Source organism: Streptomyces venetus (assembly GCF_039540295.1).
In the GTDB taxonomy this organism is placed as follows: Bacteria; Actinomycetota; Actinomycetes; order Streptomycetales; family Streptomycetaceae; genus Streptomyces; species Streptomyces venetus.
In genome coordinates this window covers 506,621-522,273 of sequence record NZ_BAABET010000002.1, presented here as the reverse complement: position 1 = coordinate 522,273, position 15,653 = coordinate 506,621, and the positions used below count along the sequence as shown (strand labels likewise).

At 70.3% G+C, this 15,653-nt stretch carries 14 protein-coding genes; 6 read left to right on the top strand and 8 right to left on the bottom strand.

The window, feature by feature from the left end:
• Positions 1 to 380: 380 nt before the first annotated feature.
• On the top strand, positions 381 to 3,698 hold the full coding sequence (locus ABEA82_RS07255; RefSeq protein WP_345660545.1) for a S8 family peptidase: 3,318 nt from the start codon (positions 381 to 383) through the stop codon (positions 3,696 to 3,698).
• 93 nt (positions 3,699 to 3,791) lie between these two features.
• Here the strand turns inward: ABEA82_RS07255 and ABEA82_RS07250 are convergent, their stop codons facing one another.
• Positions 3,792 to 4,718 (bottom strand): helix-turn-helix transcriptional regulator, encoded by a 927-nt coding sequence (locus tag ABEA82_RS07250; protein ID WP_345660544.1) that lies wholly within the window; start codon positions 4,716 to 4,718, stop codon positions 3,792 to 3,794.
• A 181-nt stretch (positions 4,719 to 4,899) separates the two neighbouring features.
• Here ABEA82_RS07250 and ABEA82_RS07245 point away from each other — a divergent pair, with 181 nt between their 5' ends.
• The 3 genes from ABEA82_RS07245 to ABEA82_RS07235 all read left to right on the top strand — a co-directional run bounded on the left by ABEA82_RS07245 (position 4,900) and on the right by ABEA82_RS07235 (position 7,297).
• A complete protein-coding gene (locus ABEA82_RS07245; RefSeq protein WP_345660543.1) occupies positions 4,900 to 5,940 on the top strand; it encodes an NAD(P)-dependent alcohol dehydrogenase in 1,041 nt (346 codons plus the stop codon).
• Between the two features lie 100 nt (positions 5,941 to 6,040).
• Positions 6,041 to 6,424, top strand: a complete 384-nt coding sequence (locus tag ABEA82_RS07240) for a VOC family protein (RefSeq protein WP_345660542.1) — start codon at positions 6,041 to 6,043, stop codon at positions 6,422 to 6,424.
• A gap of 108 nt (positions 6,425 to 6,532) precedes the next feature.
• Positions 6,533 to 7,297, top strand: a complete 765-nt coding sequence (locus ABEA82_RS07235; protein ID WP_345660541.1) for an SDR family oxidoreductase — start codon at positions 6,533 to 6,535, stop codon at positions 7,295 to 7,297.
• 46 nt (positions 7,298 to 7,343) lie between these two features.
• Here the strand turns inward: ABEA82_RS07235 and ABEA82_RS07230 are convergent, their stop codons facing one another.
• The 3 genes from ABEA82_RS07230 to ABEA82_RS07220 all read right to left on the bottom strand — a co-directional run bounded on the left by ABEA82_RS07230 (position 7,344) and on the right by ABEA82_RS07220 (position 10,236).
• Positions 7,344 to 8,258 carry a DUF5829 family protein gene (locus ABEA82_RS07230; protein ID WP_345660992.1) on the bottom strand — a complete coding sequence of 305 codons (915 nt, stop codon included), beginning with the start codon at positions 8,256 to 8,258 and terminating at the stop codon, positions 7,344 to 7,346.
• Positions 8,259 to 8,335: 77 nt separating this feature from the next.
• Complete coding sequence (locus ABEA82_RS07225) at positions 8,336 to 9,019, bottom strand: DUF4389 domain-containing protein (protein WP_345660540.1); 684 nt, start codon at positions 9,017 to 9,019, stop codon at positions 8,336 to 8,338.
• A gap of 110 nt (positions 9,020 to 9,129) precedes the next feature.
• Positions 9,130 to 10,236 (bottom strand): AI-2E family transporter, encoded by a 1,107-nt coding sequence (locus ABEA82_RS07220; RefSeq protein ID WP_423652260.1) that lies wholly within the window; start codon positions 10,234 to 10,236, stop codon positions 9,130 to 9,132.
• Between the two features lie 196 nt (positions 10,237 to 10,432).
• On the opposite strand from ABEA82_RS07220, the gene msrA reads away from it, so the two are divergent.
• A complete protein-coding gene (msrA, locus tag ABEA82_RS07215; RefSeq protein ID WP_345660538.1) occupies positions 10,433 to 10,945 on the top strand; it encodes a peptide-methionine (S)-S-oxide reductase MsrA in 513 nt (170 codons plus the stop codon).
• A 125-nt stretch (positions 10,946 to 11,070) separates the two neighbouring features.
• Here msrA and ABEA82_RS07210 read toward each other — a convergent pair whose 3' ends face one another.
• From ABEA82_RS07210 to ABEA82_RS07200, 3 genes are all read right to left on the bottom strand, one after another.
• A complete protein-coding gene (locus tag ABEA82_RS07210) occupies positions 11,071 to 12,357 on the bottom strand; it encodes an ATP-binding protein (RefSeq protein WP_345660537.1) in 1,287 nt (428 codons plus the stop codon).
• A 77-nt stretch (positions 12,358 to 12,434) separates the two neighbouring features.
• Positions 12,435 to 12,773 (bottom strand): hypothetical protein, encoded by a 339-nt coding sequence (locus tag ABEA82_RS07205; protein WP_345660536.1) that lies wholly within the window; start codon positions 12,771 to 12,773, stop codon positions 12,435 to 12,437.
• 136 nt (positions 12,774 to 12,909) lie between these two features.
• A complete protein-coding gene (locus tag ABEA82_RS07200) occupies positions 12,910 to 14,028 on the bottom strand; it encodes a hypothetical protein (RefSeq protein ID WP_345660535.1) in 1,119 nt (372 codons plus the stop codon).
• 185 nt (positions 14,029 to 14,213) lie between these two features.
• Here ABEA82_RS07200 and ABEA82_RS07195 point away from each other — a divergent pair, with 185 nt between their 5' ends.
• On the top strand, positions 14,214 to 15,368 hold the full coding sequence (locus tag ABEA82_RS07195) for a cystathionine gamma-synthase (protein WP_345660534.1): 1,155 nt from the start codon (positions 14,214 to 14,216) through the stop codon (positions 15,366 to 15,368).
• A 16-nt stretch (positions 15,369 to 15,384) separates the two neighbouring features.
• On the opposite strand, the gene ABEA82_RS07190 is transcribed toward ABEA82_RS07195, so the two are convergent.
• Positions 15,385 to 15,633: a hypothetical protein gene (locus ABEA82_RS07190; protein ID WP_345660533.1), complete on the bottom strand. Its 249-nt coding sequence runs from the start codon at positions 15,631 to 15,633 to the stop codon at positions 15,385 to 15,387.
• Positions 15,634 to 15,653 lie beyond the last annotated feature (20 nt).

The following is a 15,653-nucleotide window of genomic DNA, read 5'->3' as shown; positions in this document are numbered from 1 at the left end:
CTGTCTGACGCTTCCACAGCAGCACGCGGACAAGCCGCCGCCCGCCCCGGAAAGGGGCCGGGCGGCGGCTTGAGTCATTTCTTCTCATCCACTTTCCTATGCGCTTTCGTGACGGTCACTCACGACTCGGCCCTGGCGAGGAAAGCGTCACGCGTGGCGCCGGCGCGCGGCGTCGGCGCGCGTAACCACACGAGTCCGTAACGGAGTTCCGGCGGCCGTGTAACAGTCGGCCGACGGGTTTCTCACCTTCTTCTCATCTATTGAGCACCTGATCATCCCCCGGCATACTGCGTATTCCGGGGGGCGTACGGGCATGCGTGCGAGACCGCCCCCGGCCGGGTGAACGGGGAATTCGCCTGGTACTTCTGCAAGGGGGAAACTTGCGCAGACAAGTGAAAAAGGCGTGCGCGGCCACGGTCGCAGCAGCGGCAGCCGTAGCCCTGGCGGCGGGTATGACCAGCCCGGCGTCGGCGAACGGAGAACAGCCGGCCGCCACCGCCAAGTCGGCGTCCTTCACCGCGAAGTCCCGCGTCACGCTGATCACCGGCGACCGGGTCGTGCTGGACGCCAAGGGCCGGGTCGTCGGCCTGGAGCGGGCCAAGGGCCGTGAGGACATACCCGTCCAGCTCCGCAAGCTCGACGGCCGCACCCTCGTGATCCCGGCCGACGCGGCCCGCCTGGTCGCCGCCGGCAAGCTCGACCAGCGGCTCTTCGACGTCACCGAGCTCAACAAGTCGGCGACCCGCAAGGCCCAGAAGAAGGGCCTGAAGGTCATCGTCGGCTACCAGGGGGGTGCCGGGGCCGCCAAGGCCGACGTCCGCGACGCGGGCAGGCTGAGCCACTCCCTGAAGTCCCTGAACGCGGACGCGGTGCAGACACCGCAGGAGGACACGCCCGAGCTGTGGGACGCCGTGACCAACGGCGACAGGACAGCCTCCGGTATCGCGCACGTCTGGCTCGACGGCGTCCGCAAGGCCAGCCTCGACAAGTCCGTCCCGCAGATCGGCGCGCCCAAGGCGTGGTCCGCCGGCTACGACGGCAAGGGCGTGAAGATCGCCGTGCTGGACACGGGTGTCGACGGCACCCACGACGACCTCAAGGGGCAGGTGATCGGCGCCAAGAACTTCACCACCTCGCCCGACGCCTCCGACAAGGTCGGCCACGGCACGCACGTCGCCTCCATCGCGGCCGGCACGGGCAAGAAGTCCGGCGGCAAGTACAAGGGCGTCGCGCCCGGCGCGAAGATCCTCAACGGCAAGGTGCTCGACGACGGCGGATTCGGCAGCGACTCCGAGATCCTCGCCGGCATGGAGTGGGCCGTCGCCCAGGGCGCCGACGTCATCAACATGAGCCTGGGCGGCGGCGACACGCCGGCGATCGACCCGATGGAAGCGGCGGTGAACAAGCTGTCCGAGGAGAAGGGCGTCCTGTTCGCCATCGCCGCCGGCAACGAGGGCGAGTTCGGCGAGCAGACCGTCGGCTCCCCGGGCAGCGCCGCCGCGGCCCTGACCGTGGGCGCGGTCGACGACAAGGACAAGCTGGCCCCCTTCTCCAGCCGTGGCCCCGGCCTGGACGGAGCCCTCAAGCCGGACGTGACCGCGCCCGGCGTGGACATCACCGCGGCCTCCGCCCCGGGCAACCAGATAGCCGGCGAGGTCGGCGAGAACCCGCCCGGCTACATGACGATCTCCGGTACGTCGATGGCGACCCCGCACGTGGCGGGCGCGGCGGCGATCCTCAAGCAGCAGCACCCGCAGTGGAAGTACGCCGAGCTGAAGGGCGCCCTCACCGGCTCCACCAAGGGCGGCAAGTACACCCCGTTCGAGCAGGGCTCGGGCCGTATCCAGGTCGACAAGGCCATCAAGCAGTCCGTGATCGCCGAGCCGGGATCCGTGAGCTTCGGTGTCCAGCAGTGGCCGCACACCGACGACAAGCCGGTCACCAAGGAGCTGACGTACCGCAACCTCGGTACGAAGGCCGTCACGCTGAAGCTGGCGTCGACCGCCACCAACCCGAAGGGCCAGGCCGCCCCGGCCGGCTTCTTCAAGCTCGGCGCCACCTCGGTGACGGTCCCGGCCGGCGGCAAGGCCTCCGTCCCGGTCACCGTGAACACCAAGCTGGGCGGCACCGTCGACGGCGCCTACTCGGCGTACGTGACGGCGACGGGCGACGGGCAGAGCGTCCGCACGGCGGCAGCGGTGCAGCGCGAGATCGAGTCGTACGACGTCACCGTCAAGCACATCGGCAGGGACGGGAAGCCGACGGACATCTACGGCACCGACCTCTCGGGCTACGCGGGCCTGGCCAAGGACCGTGAATATGAGGTGCCGGCCGCACCTTCGGGCGCGGTCACGCTGCGCGTGCCCAGGGGTACCTACCTGCTGAACGGCTGGATCGCCGAGAACGTCGAGACGTTCGAGAGCGGTATCGACTGGCTGGTCCAGCCGAAACTGGCCGTCACCAAGAACACCACGGTGACCCTTGACGCCCGTAAGACGAAGCCGGCCGACATCAGGGTCCCGGATGCGCAGGCCAAGCCGCTATCCGCGATGACCGACTTCTTCTACGAGCCGGCGGGCTCCGGTCGCGGTATGGGCGTCGGCTCGTTCGCCGACCTGCGCATGGCCCACCTTGGCCCGGAGACCTCCGGGCTGAGTCAGACCTGGAACGGGCAGTGGACCAAGGGCGATACCGCCGAGTACAACGTGGTCACCACCGCCAAGGTCAATAAGATCCAGGGAGACAAGGTCCGGCACTTCAAGGCGAGTGAGCTCGCCACGGTGAAGAACGACATGGGTGCGGCGGCGTCGGGCAAGACCGGCGATCTGTTCACCACGGGCATGCTTCCCGAGAACGTGGTCTTCGGTGTCCCCGTGGAGCAGAAGCTGCCGAGCGCGCGCACGCTGTACCTCTCGACGTCTGACAAGGTCCAGTGGACCATCGACTTCACGCAATACAAGGGCAAGGACGCGGACGGCGTTCCGATCCCTGAGGCTGGCTACACGCTCGGTGACCCGCAGACGTTCAAGGCCGGTCAGAAGTACACGAAGACCTTTAACACGGCGGTCTTCGGTCCGCATCTGAACGCCGAGTTCGGTGTGTTCCGCATGGGCAACGCCCTTTACGGCTCGCTGCCGCTGTTCGCCGACGGCGCCGGACACGCCGGCTCGTCCGACTTCACATCGGTCGCGACGAATCTCTACCGCAACGGCACCAAGGTCGGCTCCAACACCGACCCGTTGTTCGGCGAGGAGTTCAAGGTCCGGTCCGCCGACGCCGAGTACAAGCTGACGACGTCGGTCAAGCGCAGCGTCAAGGTAGCGGCGGCCTCGACCCGCATCGACGCCAGCTGGACCTTCCGTTCCAAGAAGCCGTCCGGTGACACGCGAGTGAAACTGCCCGTCTCCACGGCCCGCTTCAACGCGGCCACGGGCCTGGACAGCAAGGTCCCGGCCGGCAAGACGGCCACCGTCCCGGTCACCGTCGAGGGCGCGGCCAAGGGCAGCAACCTGAAGTCGCTGTCGGTGTACGTGTCGTACGACTACGGCAAGACCTGGAAGAAGGTCGACGTCAAGAACGGCAAGATCAGCGTCAAGAACCCCGAGAAGGGAAAGGCCATCTCCTTCCACGCCAAGATCGCCGACAAGAAGGGCAACAAGTCGACGATCTCGATCTACAACGCGTACTACGGCAAGTAGGCCGTAAGGCACGCGCGTTGACGGCCCGCCGGGAGCTCGGCTTCCGGCGGGTCCGCCGTATGCTCCGAGGAGCGCATGCAGTCCGGGGTGGACTCACTCCGACGGGGTCGAAGCCCTCGCGCCGGAGCGCGTCGCGTCCGTGCCCCAGCTCGCCAGGAGGCGCAGGGCCTCCGCCGACGGGGCGCCCGGTTCCGCGTGGTAGGTGATCAGGGACTGTTCGGCGTCGTCGACGAGGCGGAACGTCTCGAAGGACAGGGTCAGCTCGCCGACCAGCGGGTGCCGCATGCGCTTGACGCCGTAGCTCTTCTCCTTGACGTCGTGCGCGGCCCACAGGCGGCGGAAATCCTCGCTCTTCACGGACAGTTCGCCGACCAGCGCCGACAGCTGCGGGTCGTCCGGGTGGCAGCCCGCGTCCATGCGCAGGTAGCCGACCATGTCCTTGGCCTTCTGGTCCCACTCGACGAAGAGGTCGCGGTAGTCGGGCCGCAGGAACACCAGCCGCGCCCAGTTGCGCTCGGCCGGCGGCAGCTCCGCCCAGTCGCCGAAGAGGGCCGCCGCCATCCGGTTCCAGGCCAGGACGTCCGAGCGGCGGCCGACGATGTACGCCGGGACGCTGTCGATCGAGTCCAGCAGATGCCGCAGCGTCGGCCGCACCTGCTGGCTGCGCGCCACCGGCTTCTTCTTGTGCTGCTTCGGCTTCGCCAGGTGCGTCAGGTGGGCGTGCTCGGCGTCGCTCAGCCGCAGGGCGCGGGCGATCGCGTCCAGGACTTCCGCCGAGACGTTGTTCCCGTTGCCCTGCTCCAGCCGTGTGTAGTACGCCACGGACACCCCGGCCAGCTGGGCCAGCTCCTCGCGGCGCAGCCCCGGGACCCGGCGCCGCCCGAAGTCGGGCAGACCCACGTCCTCCGGCTTCAGCCGGGCACGCCGGGTGCGCAGGAACTCACTGAGCTCGGCACGCCGGTCCAGGCCCCCGCCGGACTCCGGTGCGGGCTCCTGTACGGGTTCGGGCTGTTCGTCCATGCCCTCCAGTATTCATGGTCGTACGCACACGAGCCTGACCCCGCCAGTGGTACGCATGCTGTGCGTACGCAAAACCGTGGTCTGGGTAGCCGCTCGCGGCTCAGGCACGCTGGGGATCGTGCCCGGCCAGATAGATCCCGAAGGCAACCGGGCACGGAACCTGCTAGGAGAGAACCCCGGCATGACCACTGTCGCCGCGTACGCCGCACCCGCACCGAAGGCTCCGCTGGAGCGCACCACCATCGAGCGCCGCGAGGTCCGCGAGTTCGATGTTCTGATCGACATCAAGTTCGCCGGTATCTGCCACTCCGACATCCACCAGGCCCAGGAGGGCTGGGGCGAGGCGATCTTCCCGATGGTCCCCGGCCACGAGATCGCCGGCGTCGTCTCCGAGGTCGGCCCGGGCGTCACCAAGTTCGCCGTCGGCGACCGCGTGGGCGTCGGCTGCATGGTCGACTCCTGCCGCGAGTGCGAGAACTGCAAGGCCGGCCGTGAGCAGTACTGCGTCGAGGGCAACGTCCAGACGTACAACGGCATCGGCCGCGACGGCGAGCCCACCTACGGTGGCTACTCGCAGAAGGTCGTCGTCGACGAGAACTTCGTCGTCCGCATCCCCGACGGCCTCTCCCTCGACGTCGCCGCGCCGCTGCTGTGCGCCGGCATCACCCTCTACTCCCCGCTCAAGCGCTTCGGCGCCGGCCCCGGCAAGAAGGTCGCGATCGTCGGCCTGGGCGGCCTCGGCCACATGGGCGTCAAGATCGCGCACGCCCTCGGCGCCGAGGTGACCGTGCTGTCGCAGTCCCTGCGCAAGCAGGAGGACGGCCTGCGACTGGGCGCCGACCACTACTACGCCACCAGCGACCCGAAGACCTTCGAGGAGCTGGCGGGCACCTTCGACCTGATCGTGTCCACGGTGTCGGCCCCGCTGGACTTCAACTCCTACCTCGCGCTGCTGAAGCCCGAGGGCACGCTGGCGAACGTCGGCGCCCCCGAGGAGCCGATCTCCCTCAGCCTGTTCTCGGTGATCGGTGGCGGCAAGTCGCTCGCCGGTTCCATGATCGGCGGCATCGCGGAGACCCAGGAGATGCTGGACTTCTGCGCCGAGCACGGCCTCGGTGCCGAGATCGAGCTGATCCGCGGTGACCAGATCAACGAGGCCTACGACCGGGTGGTCGCCAGCGACGTGCGCTACCGGTTCGTGATCGACACGGCGACGATCTGACACTCCGCTCCGGCGTGAGGTGAGCTGCTCCGGTGCGAACTGAGGTGGTATTTGCCCCAGTTCGCACCGGAGTAGTCTGGTTCGGGAGGGGAGGTTCACCATGACCGTGCAGCTGAACCACACCATCGTCGTCGCCCACGACAAGCGCGCCTCGGCCCGGTTCCTCGCCGATCTCCTGGGACTCGAGGTGAGCCCGCCCTACGGCCCGTTCCTCCCGGTCGAGATCCCCAACGGTGTGACGCTCGACTACATGGACAGCCCCGGCGCCATCACGCCCCAGCACTACGCCTTCCTCGTCTCGGAGGACGAGTTCGACCAGATCTTCGCCCGGATCCGGGAGGCCGGTCTGACGTACTGGGCGGACCCCTTCCACAGCCGCCCCGGCGAGATCAACCACAACGACGGCGGCCGCGGCACGTACTTCGACGACCCCGACGGCCACCGCCTGGAGATCATCACGCGGCCGTACGGCAGCGGCGGCTGATCTCCCGCACATCCCGGCTCGCGCATCCGCCTGTCACATCGCCGCCCCGCCCACCGTCATACCGGCGAAGGCGAAAGCGAAGGCGAGACCGAAGAGCTGGGAGCAGTCATGACCACATCCCCCATCCTGGTCACCGGCGGGACGGGCACTCTGGGCGGCCACGTCGTCCCGCTGCTGCGCTCCTGCGGCCACGACGTCCGGATCCTCACCCGGCACCCCAGCACGGACGGCGTCGACCACGTCGCCGGCGACCTGCTCACCGGCGAGGGCGTCGAGGCCGCCGTCGCCGGTGCGGCGACCGTGCTGCACCTGGCGGGCGGCCCCAAGCGCGACGACGAGGCGACCCGCACCCTGGTGCGCGCCGCGTCCCGGGCCGGCGTACGGCACCTGGTCTACATCTCGGTCGTCGGCGCGGACCGGGTCCCACTGGCCTGGATGCGGACGAAGCTGGAGTCGGAGCGGGCCGTCGCCGAGTCGGGCATCCCGTGGACGGCCCTGCGGGCGGCCCAGTTCCACGACCTCGCGTTGACCATGGTCGAGAAGATGGCGAAGCTGCCGGTGTTCCCGGTGCCCGGCGGCCTCCGGCTCCAGCCGGTCGACTCCCGCGAGGTCGCCGCCCGGCTCGCGGAACTGACCCTCGGCGCGCCGTCCGGCCTCGTCCCCGACCTGGTCGGCCCGCACCTCTACGACCTCGCCGCCCTGGCCCGCCCCTACCTCCGCCACAGCGGCCGGCGTCGTCCGATGCTGCCGGTGCGCATCCCCGGCAAGGCGGGGCGGGCGTACCGGGTGGGAGCGAACCTGTCGCCGGTGGGGGCGGGGGCGGAGGTGGGGAAGCGGACCTGGGAGGAGTTCCTCGCGGAGAGGCTGGGCTAGTCCTCGTCGACCGGGGTCTCGGCGGCAGGGGGCCTGCCGACCGGGTCTAGCCGGTCGGCCGGTCCTGGTCGCCGAAGGTCCACACGGCACGGGAGCCCGGGCCGACGACGAGGTCCGAGTGGCCGATCCGCTCCACGTGCCGGGAGGAGACCGGCCGGTTCAGCGACATCTCGACCTGCCGGAGCCCCGCCCGCTCGGCGGGTACGGCGTCGAACCGGAGCATGGTGCCGCCGCCCTTCGCGACGACGCCCCCGCCGGGCAGGGACCGTACGGCGAACCCGCCGGCCTCGAGCAGCGGCACGGTGTCGGCGAGGTCCCCCGCCGTCACGGCCAGGCGGATGCCGGTCACGTCCCGCATCAGGTGGTCGCGGTAGGCGTCGGACAGGTAGCGCTCGCGGCCCACGTCACCGGGGTAGGCGGCGGGTTCGGTGTTGCCGCGCGGGTCGGCGAAGTACTCCGGCCGGTACTCGGATCCCCAGGCGTTGAAGAGGTCGTACTCGCCGGTGGTGAGGACGGCGTCGAACCACGGCACGGGGACGCCGTCCCCGAAGTCCCGGGTCTGCTGGAACTCGACGGGGTCGCTGATCCCCAGCTCGCGCAACCGCGTGACCACCGTCGCCAGATCGCCGGCCCGCTCGGCCGAGACGCCCGTGCCGGCGGCGCCGAGGGTGCCGTCCTTGCCCGGCACGTCGCCGACCCCGAACAGCTCCAGGTAGGTCTCGCGGCCCATCAGATAGCGGCCGGTCCAGGTCTGTCCGCCGGCACCGGTGGTGGTGCGGACCTGGAAGTTGGCGAAGTCGCGCAGATAGGCGGAGTGCTCGATGGCGTCCGCGGTCGCCCGGTCGAACACACCGTAGGCGTGGTTGTAGAACAGCAGCTGCCGCCCGCCGTCCTCGGCCTGCGCGGAGCTCACTCCGCCCTGGACCGCCCCCGCGAGGGCCAGGGCGACGACCATGATCATCTGTAATGCTCGGCTGACCGTCATGCCGAGGAGCGTAGGAGGGGCGCAGAGCGGGAGGAAACGCTTCCGCTGCGGAATCAGGTCTTCGTCAGGGGATCTTGGGCGGAGGGCTCCCGCCCACCCAGGTCGAGGCGGAACGGCGGGTACCGGTCCGTCATCAGCGCGGCATAGGCGGCCACCCGCGCACACCAGCGGGCGAGGCCGAGCAGGAAGTCGAAGAGGTGCCGCGGATAGCGGGCGGTGAACAGCAGGATGACCACCGCCACCAGGGACAGGAAGTAAATCAAGCCACCGCCCCGCCAGCCGTTGCCGTGCCCTCCGCCCCAGCCCCAGCCGCCGCCCAGGAACATGCCGACGACGATGTACTGGGGGATCGCCAGCAGCCACCACTTCACCAGCACCAGACCGCGCGACAGCCGCTCGGGGTAGGCGACGTCGAAGTGGGCCGGGTAGTCGGGCACGTCGGCGAGGGTGAACGGCGGGTACCGGTCGGTGCCGAGCGCGGTGTGGGCGTAGTAGCTGACCCGCCAGTTCCACCGCAGCACGCCGACGTTGAAGTCGAAGAGGGACCGCGGGTACCGGGCGGTGAACAGGATGGCGAAGAACGCGATGACGCTCACGACGACGAACGCGATCCAGAGGAAGAACAGCACGATGTAGTGCGGGATGGCGAGCAGCCACTTCACCAGCCACAGCCATCGGGACAGCCGGGCGTCGACAGACGCCTCGAGACGTACGGGCGACGCGGCGACAGCAACCATGGCGCGGGACTCCTTTCGCTTGCAGACTCGCAAGCGACGAGGAGCCCCGCGACCCGGAAAGGGCCGTTCGCGCGTCCGGGACCGCTACGGCGGCAGGGCGTCCGGAACCGCTACGGCAGGACGGGGGCGGCGGTGTCCGGCTCGTCGGTGCCGTCCGGCTCCTCGGGCGGCTCACTGAGCTGTTCCCGCACGTAGTTCCAGACCACCGCGATCAGCGCGGCGACGGGGACGGCGAGCAGACTGCCCACGATGCCGGCCAGGCTGCCGCCCAGCGTCACCGCCAGCAGCACCACCGCCGCGTGGAGGCCGAGCCCACGGCTCTGGATCATGGGCTGGAAGACGTTTCCCTCGAGCTGCTGCACCACGACGATGATGGCCAGCACGATCAGCGCGTCCGTCAGGCCGTTGGAGACGAGCGCGATGAGTACGGCGACGAACCCCGCGAACAGGGCGCCGATGATCGGTACGAACGCGGAGACGAAGGTCAGCACCGCCAGGGGCAGCACCAGCGGTACGCCCAGGATCCACAGGCCCAGGCCGATCAGCACGGCGTCGAGCAGACCGACGGCCGCCTGGGACCGCACGAAGGCGCCGAGCGTGGCCCAGCCGCGCGCGAAGACCACGGGGACGTCGTCGGCGAGCCGCCCGGGCAGCTGCCGGGACAGCCACGGCAGGAACTTCGGCCCGTCCTTGAGGAAGAAGAACATCAGGAACAGCGCGAGAACGGCCGTGACCACACCGCTCACCACGGTGCTGACGCCCGTGACGACCGTGCCGACCATGCTGCCGACGCCCTGCTGGGCGCGCGCGACCGCGGAGTCGAAGGCCTTGTTGATCTGCGCGTCACCGATGTTCAGCGGCGGTCCGGCGGCCCACTCGCGCAGCCGCTGAATGCCCTCGACCACCCCGTCGGTCAACTCACCGGACTGCGACGCCACCGGCACCGCGATCAACGCCACCACACCCGCGGCGACGAGCAGGAACAACACGGTCACCACCGACGCGGCAAGCGCCGGCGGCCACCCGCGCCGCCGCAGGAACCGGGCCGCGGGCCAGGTGAGCGTGGTGAGCAGCAAGCCGACGACGAGCGGCCACACGACCGACCACATCCGGCCCAGCAGCCACAGGGACACGGCCAGCATCACGAGGACGAGCAGCAGCTCCCCGGACACTCGCGCGGATATCCGCAGCGCGTCACGGGCTTTCGTGGAACTCAAGGGGGCAGTCACGGGGGAACCCTATTGCCACCGTGCACGGGCCGTCCTGGCGCGGGGCCGTTTCCCGGGAACAGGTCGGACGGGCTCGGAATCCCCCGGAGCCCTCGCGCGTTGAAGAGGGTGGTCAGGGGATGCCGGTGGTGTGCGGCCGAGCAGCCCGAGTGAGCGAGCTGACGGACATTGGAGGGCGGCGGCGATGGCTGCGCAGACGCAGAGGGCCGTGCTGGCGGGCGGATGCTTCTGGGGGATGGAGGAGCTGATCCGCCGACTTCCGGGCGTGACGGCGACCCGGGTGGGATACACCGGGGGTGACGTACCGAACGCGACGTACCGTAACCACGGCACGCACGCGGAGGCCATCGAGATCCTCTTCGACCCCGCGGAGACGGACTACCGCACGATCCTGGAGTTCTTCTTCCAGATCCACGACCCGAGCACGAAGAACCGCCAGGGCAACGACATCGGCCTCAGCTACCGCTCGGCGATCTACTACGTGGACGACGAGCAGAAGCGGATCGCCGAGGACACGATCGCGGATGTGGACGCCTCCGGCCTGTGGCCCGGCAAGGTCGTCACCGAGGTGGAGCCGGTCGGCCCCTTCTGGGAGGCCGAGCCTGAGCACCAGGACTACCTACAGCGATACCCGGACGGCTACACCTGCCACTTCCCGCGCCCGGGATGGCGGCTGCCCGCCCGATCCAAGGGCTGACCGCGTGGCGGCCCGGCGAAGAGCGGAGACCGATCGGTGACGTCTCCACGGCCGGGCCGCGCCGGCCTCGCGGTCCCGGCGGCGCCCCGCGAGAGTCTGTGCCGCCATGGCGTGGGTGGCGCGCCTCAGAGCCGGCTGTACTTGTCGATGTCTTCCGCGAACTCTTCGATCGCCTGTGCGGTGAGCGTCGGCCGCGTGTCGGCGATGGCGGTCATGTAGTCCTCGGTCGTCGCCGGTCGCCCCTGGCGAAGGCTGACTTCGCGCTCGAACGCCGCCTGTGCCCCCTTGCGGGCCGCGAACGCGATGTCGGCCGGGGTGAACAGGTCGCTGGCCTGGACGAGCCGGTCGATGTCCACCGCCTCGGCGGAGGTCGTGAGGTAGCGGGTCCAGATCGCCGCCCGCGCGGATGCGTCCGGTGGGCCGATGGGGATGACGTAGTCGAACCGGCCCGGCCGCAGGAACGCCGCGTCGAGAGAGCGAATCGAGTTGGTGGCACAGGCCAGCAGCCGTGCGTCGTGCTCGCGGAAGCCGGGGATCAGCTTGAGCAGTTCATTGGTCACTCCGTGCCCGGGATCGACCGCCTTTCCGGAGCGCGCGCCCGCGATCTCCTCGACTTCGTCGATGAAGAGCAGGACCGAGTCGAGTTCTGCCAGATCCGCGAAGACCTCCCGCAGGGCCACGGCCAAGCCCTCGCTCGTGTCGGCCGCGAGCCGGGACGGGAAGAGCTCCACGAACGGCCAGCCGAGCCGCGAGGCGACCGCTCTGGCGAAACTGGTCTTTCCGGTACCCGGTGGGCCGAACAGGATGATCGCCTTGGGCGGTGCGACGCCGTAACGGTCTGCCAGCGTCGGCTCCGTCAAAGGGAGCACGACACGGTGATCGACGACCCGCTTCTCCGGCTCCATGCCGGCCATGGCGTTCCACAGACCGCCGGGCAGCATACGGCCGCCCAGTGCCGTGAGGATCTCCGTGTTGGCGGTCCCGGGGGGTTCGACCTTCTCGTAGTAGACGAGATCGTCGCGGAACCGGTAGCCGGAGTTCTCCAGAGCCTTCGTCCCCGCGGCACCGGCGGGCAGCAGCGCGCTGATGTGGCTCACGCCCAGGGCCCGCAGGCGCCTTTCGAGCTCGGCGAGGAGAGCACTCCCGATCCCCCGCTCGCGCCAGCGGGAGGCGAGCGCCACCAGGAGGATCCATGCCCGCTTGCCCTGCGCCTGTGCGACGGCCACTCCGACCAGTTCGTCGCCGACCACCGCGACGACGGCCGTCTGTCCCGCCTTGGCCGCCGTCATGACCTCGGAGACCGCGAACACCCGGTTCTCGTCGGCCCGGCGGCTCTGGTCCCAGATCTCGATGGCCTGGTCGAGGTCGTCGTCGTGATAGTCACGCAGATGCCAAGCGGGCATCGCCACCACCTCACACGGCGCGGGAGTCCCATTGTTCCGTCACCGGCGCCTCGTGACGAACCGGGGCGGGACCCCGGACCCGCCTGTCAGATGGCGCGGTACACGCTGAAGATGTGCCACGCCGCTTCTATCCGCGCTCTCGTGTCGTCGTCGCACTCCCCGGTGAGCCCGACGAAGACGACCGAGGACCCGGGATCGTCCGCGACCAGCAGCGTCAGCGGTACCCGGCCCGACAGCGGGTAGTCGTACCAGCCGTCAGGCCTGTCGACGTCCGTTTGCGGGAGGGCGTTCTCGATGGCCTGCCAGTCGGCGTCGTGGAAGCCGTAGCCCGAGAACTCCGCGACCGACTCGCAGAAGGGCCGCAGATTCTCCTCGAGGATCCAGCCCGTGCCGAAGGCCCGCTCCGGGTCCGGGCGCTCAGCCATCGGCCTGGTGTCGGGGTGTGCGGCTGTGCGGGAACACGCGGTCTCCAGCGGTGTGCATGCGGGGAAGCGTCCGTGCGGGGCGGCGTTCACGCGGGGTGAGGTGGTGCGACGACCTCGGCAGGCCCGGGGCCGGGGGTCAGTGCGGGAGGCTCGCCGGGCTGCCGCCGTTCGCCTCGTAGCCCGCCACCGCCAGTGCCCGGTACACCGCGAACTCCGCCGCCGGGTCGGCGGACAGCGTCCAGGGCAGGGCGCCGACATGGCCGTCTATGTGGACCAGCTGGCTCATGGCCTCCGACCAGCGCTCGCCACGGACCAGGAAGAGGACCAGCATGTGCCGCACGTGCGCCAGCATCGGGTCGTCGGGGCGGGCCGAGTGCACCGCGTGCAGCGCGCCGTGCACCGCCTTGGTGACGACCTCGGACTGCCAGAAGCTGCTGACCAGGGTCACCTCGGGCAGGTGCTCGAACACCGCGAAGAGGGGCATCGCCGCGAGGAGGGAGCCCTTGGGCGCCCGGGCCGCAGCGGCCTCCGCGAACGAGTACGCCAGGTCACGGGAGCCGTGCCACTTCTCGCACCAGTAGTGCAGGGCGGCCAGATGCGCCCCCATGTGGACCGGGGCGCGGTCCAGGATCTTCAGCCAGAGCTGCTCGAAGTCCTTCTGGGAGTAGCCGAGACCGCGGGCCACGGACAGCTCGACGATGTACGGGATCGGGTCGCCGGGGGACAGCAGCGCCGCCTCGCCGCACGCCGCCCTCGCCTCCTCCATGATGATCCGGAACTCGTCCGTCCCGGGCGACGCCGTCCGCCACGCCTGCTGCACCAGGAACTCGGCGTGCACCGCCGCGCCGCCCGCGTCCTTGGGCGCCTCGGCCCGCCACACCCGCAGCCACTGCCCGCCGGGCGACTCGCCCACCCCGCCGGGCCGCCGCTGGAGCTCCAGCGAGGCAGCGCCCGCGAAGGCCTGCACGCGCTGCCAGCGCCGCTCGCCCTCCGTCTCGGTGCCCGCGAGGAGCTGCTGGGCCGCGCGGTAGTCCTGCGTGCGCTGCACCACGTCCAGGACGTCCAGCAGGTCCTGGTCGGGGCCGGGCATGCGGATGTCGAGCTCCTCCTCGCGGACGAAGCCGTAGTTCGCCGGGTCCGCGGCGTCCGGGTGGTCGGGCGAGACCAAGCCGATCGCACCACGCCCGCGCCGCAGGAAGGGAAGCAGCACGAAGCCCAGCAAGACCAGTGCGATCAGGACCCAGAGAATCTCCATGGAACAAGCGAACCAGACCCCGCCGACAATTGGCCAACAGGGCCCCCGAACCTGTGGAAAACCCGACCGCGTGGCGCCCGCAGCGCCGGCAGCCCCGCCGGGAAGGCCCCGCTCCCGGCTCGCGTCCCGGCTCGCGTCGCCTCTTCCTCGGCACTCCTCGCTTTGGCGCATTACCCTCGGTGCCCATGAGCGACAGGCACATCAGTCATCACTTCGAGACGCTCGCGATCCACGCGGGCAACACCGCCGACCCCCTGACGGGCGCGGTCGTCCCGCCGATCTACCAGGTGTCCACCTACAAGCAGGACGGCGTCGGGGGCCTGCGCGGCGGCTACGAGTACAGCCGCAGCGCCAACCCGACCAGGACCGCGCTGGAGGAGAACCTCGCCGCCCTGGAGGGCGGCCGTCGTGGTCTCGCGTTCGCGTCCGGACTGGCGGCCGAGGACTGCCTGCTGCGTACGCTGCTGAGCCCGGGCGACCACGTGGTCATCCCCAACGACGCCTACGGCGGCACGTTCCGGCTCTTCGCCAAGGTCGTGGCCCGCTGGGGCGTGGAGTGGTCGGTCGCCGACACCAGCGACCCGGCCGCCGTACGGGCCGCCCTCACCCCGAAGACCAAGGTCGTGTGGGTGGAGACCCCCTCCAACCCGCTGCTCGGCATCACCGACATCGCCGCCGTCGCTCAGGTCGCCCGGGACGCCGGCGCCCGTCTGGTCGTCGACAACACCTTCGCCACGCCCTACCTCCAGCAGCCGCTCTCCCTGGGCGCGGACATCGTCGTGCACTCGCTGACCAAGTACATGGGCGGACACTCCGACGTCGTCGGCGGTGCCCTGATCACCGACGACGCCGACCTGGGCGAGGAACTGGCCTTCCACCAGAACGCGATGGGCGCCGTCGCCGGCCCGTTCGACTCCTGGCTGGTGCTGCGCGGCACCAAGACCCTCTCCGTGCGCATGGACCGGCACAGCGAGAACGCCACCAAGGTCGCCGACATGCTCACCCGGCACGCGCGCGTGACCGGCGTCCTGTACCCGGGCCTGCCCGAACACCCCGGCCACGAGGTCGCCGCCAAGCAGATGAAGGCGTTCGGCGGCATGGTCTCGTTCCGTGTCGAGGGCGGCGAGCAGGCGGCCGTCGAGGTGTGCAACCGCGCCAAGGTGTTCACGCTGGGCGAGTCCCTGGGCGGCGTCGAGTCGCTGATCGAGCACCCCGGCCGCATGACGCACGCCTCCGTGGCCGGTTCGGCCCTCGAGGTCCCCGGCGACCTGGTGCGGCTGTCCGTCGGCATCGAGAACGCCGACGACCTGCTGGAGGACCTCAAGCAGGCGCTCGGCTGAGGGCTTCCCCTCGGGGTCACCAGCCGGTGAGGGGTGGAGTCGTGTCCGACGGCGGCTCCACCCACGGGTGGGCCGTCATCGCCCACACCGTGAAAGCCACGGCCGCCGCGAACGCCAGCAGCCACAGCACGCGGCGGGCGAGCGCCCTGCGCCGCAGCATGCGGCCGCCCCGGCGCACCGCCTCCGTGTGGATCTCGGGCGGCACGGGCCGCGGCGTCTGCTCCATGAGGCGCCGCACGGCGGCCTCACGGTCGTTCCCCCTCATGCCAGGCTCCGGTGACACGC

Bases quoted from the DNA above. Each gene is read 5' to 3' on its own strand.
- ABEA82_RS07250 (WP_345660544.1), bottom strand. From the start codon at position 4,718: ATGGACGAACAGCCCGAACCCGTACAGGAGCCCGCACCGGAGTCCGGC.
- ABEA82_RS07245 (WP_345660543.1), top strand. From the start codon at position 4,900: ATGACCACTGTCGCCGCGTACGCCGCACCCGCACCGAAGGCTCCGCTG.
- ABEA82_RS07240 (WP_345660542.1), top strand. From the start codon at position 6,041: ATGACCGTGCAGCTGAACCACACCATCGTCGTCGCCCACGACAAGCGC.
- ABEA82_RS07235 (WP_345660541.1), top strand. From the start codon at position 6,533: ATGACCACATCCCCCATCCTGGTCACCGGCGGGACGGGCACTCTGGGC.
- ABEA82_RS07230 (WP_345660992.1), bottom strand. From the start codon at position 8,258: ATGATCATGGTCGTCGCCCTGGCCCTCGCGGGGGCGGTCCAGGGCGGA.
- ABEA82_RS07225 (WP_345660540.1), bottom strand. From the start codon at position 9,019: ATGGTTGCTGTCGCCGCGTCGCCCGTACGTCTCGAGGCGTCTGTCGAC.
- msrA (WP_345660538.1), top strand. From the start codon at position 10,433: ATGGCTGCGCAGACGCAGAGGGCCGTGCTGGCGGGCGGATGCTTCTGG.
- ABEA82_RS07205 (WP_345660536.1), bottom strand. From the start codon at position 12,773: ATGGCTGAGCGCCCGGACCCGGAGCGGGCCTTCGGCACGGGCTGGATC.
- ABEA82_RS07200 (WP_345660535.1), bottom strand. From the start codon at position 14,028: ATGGAGATTCTCTGGGTCCTGATCGCACTGGTCTTGCTGGGCTTCGTG.
- ABEA82_RS07195 (WP_345660534.1), top strand. From the start codon at position 14,214: ATGAGCGACAGGCACATCAGTCATCACTTCGAGACGCTCGCGATCCAC.
- ABEA82_RS07190 (WP_345660533.1), bottom strand. From the start codon at position 15,633: ATGAGGGGGAACGACCGTGAGGCCGCCGTGCGGCGCCTCATGGAGCAG.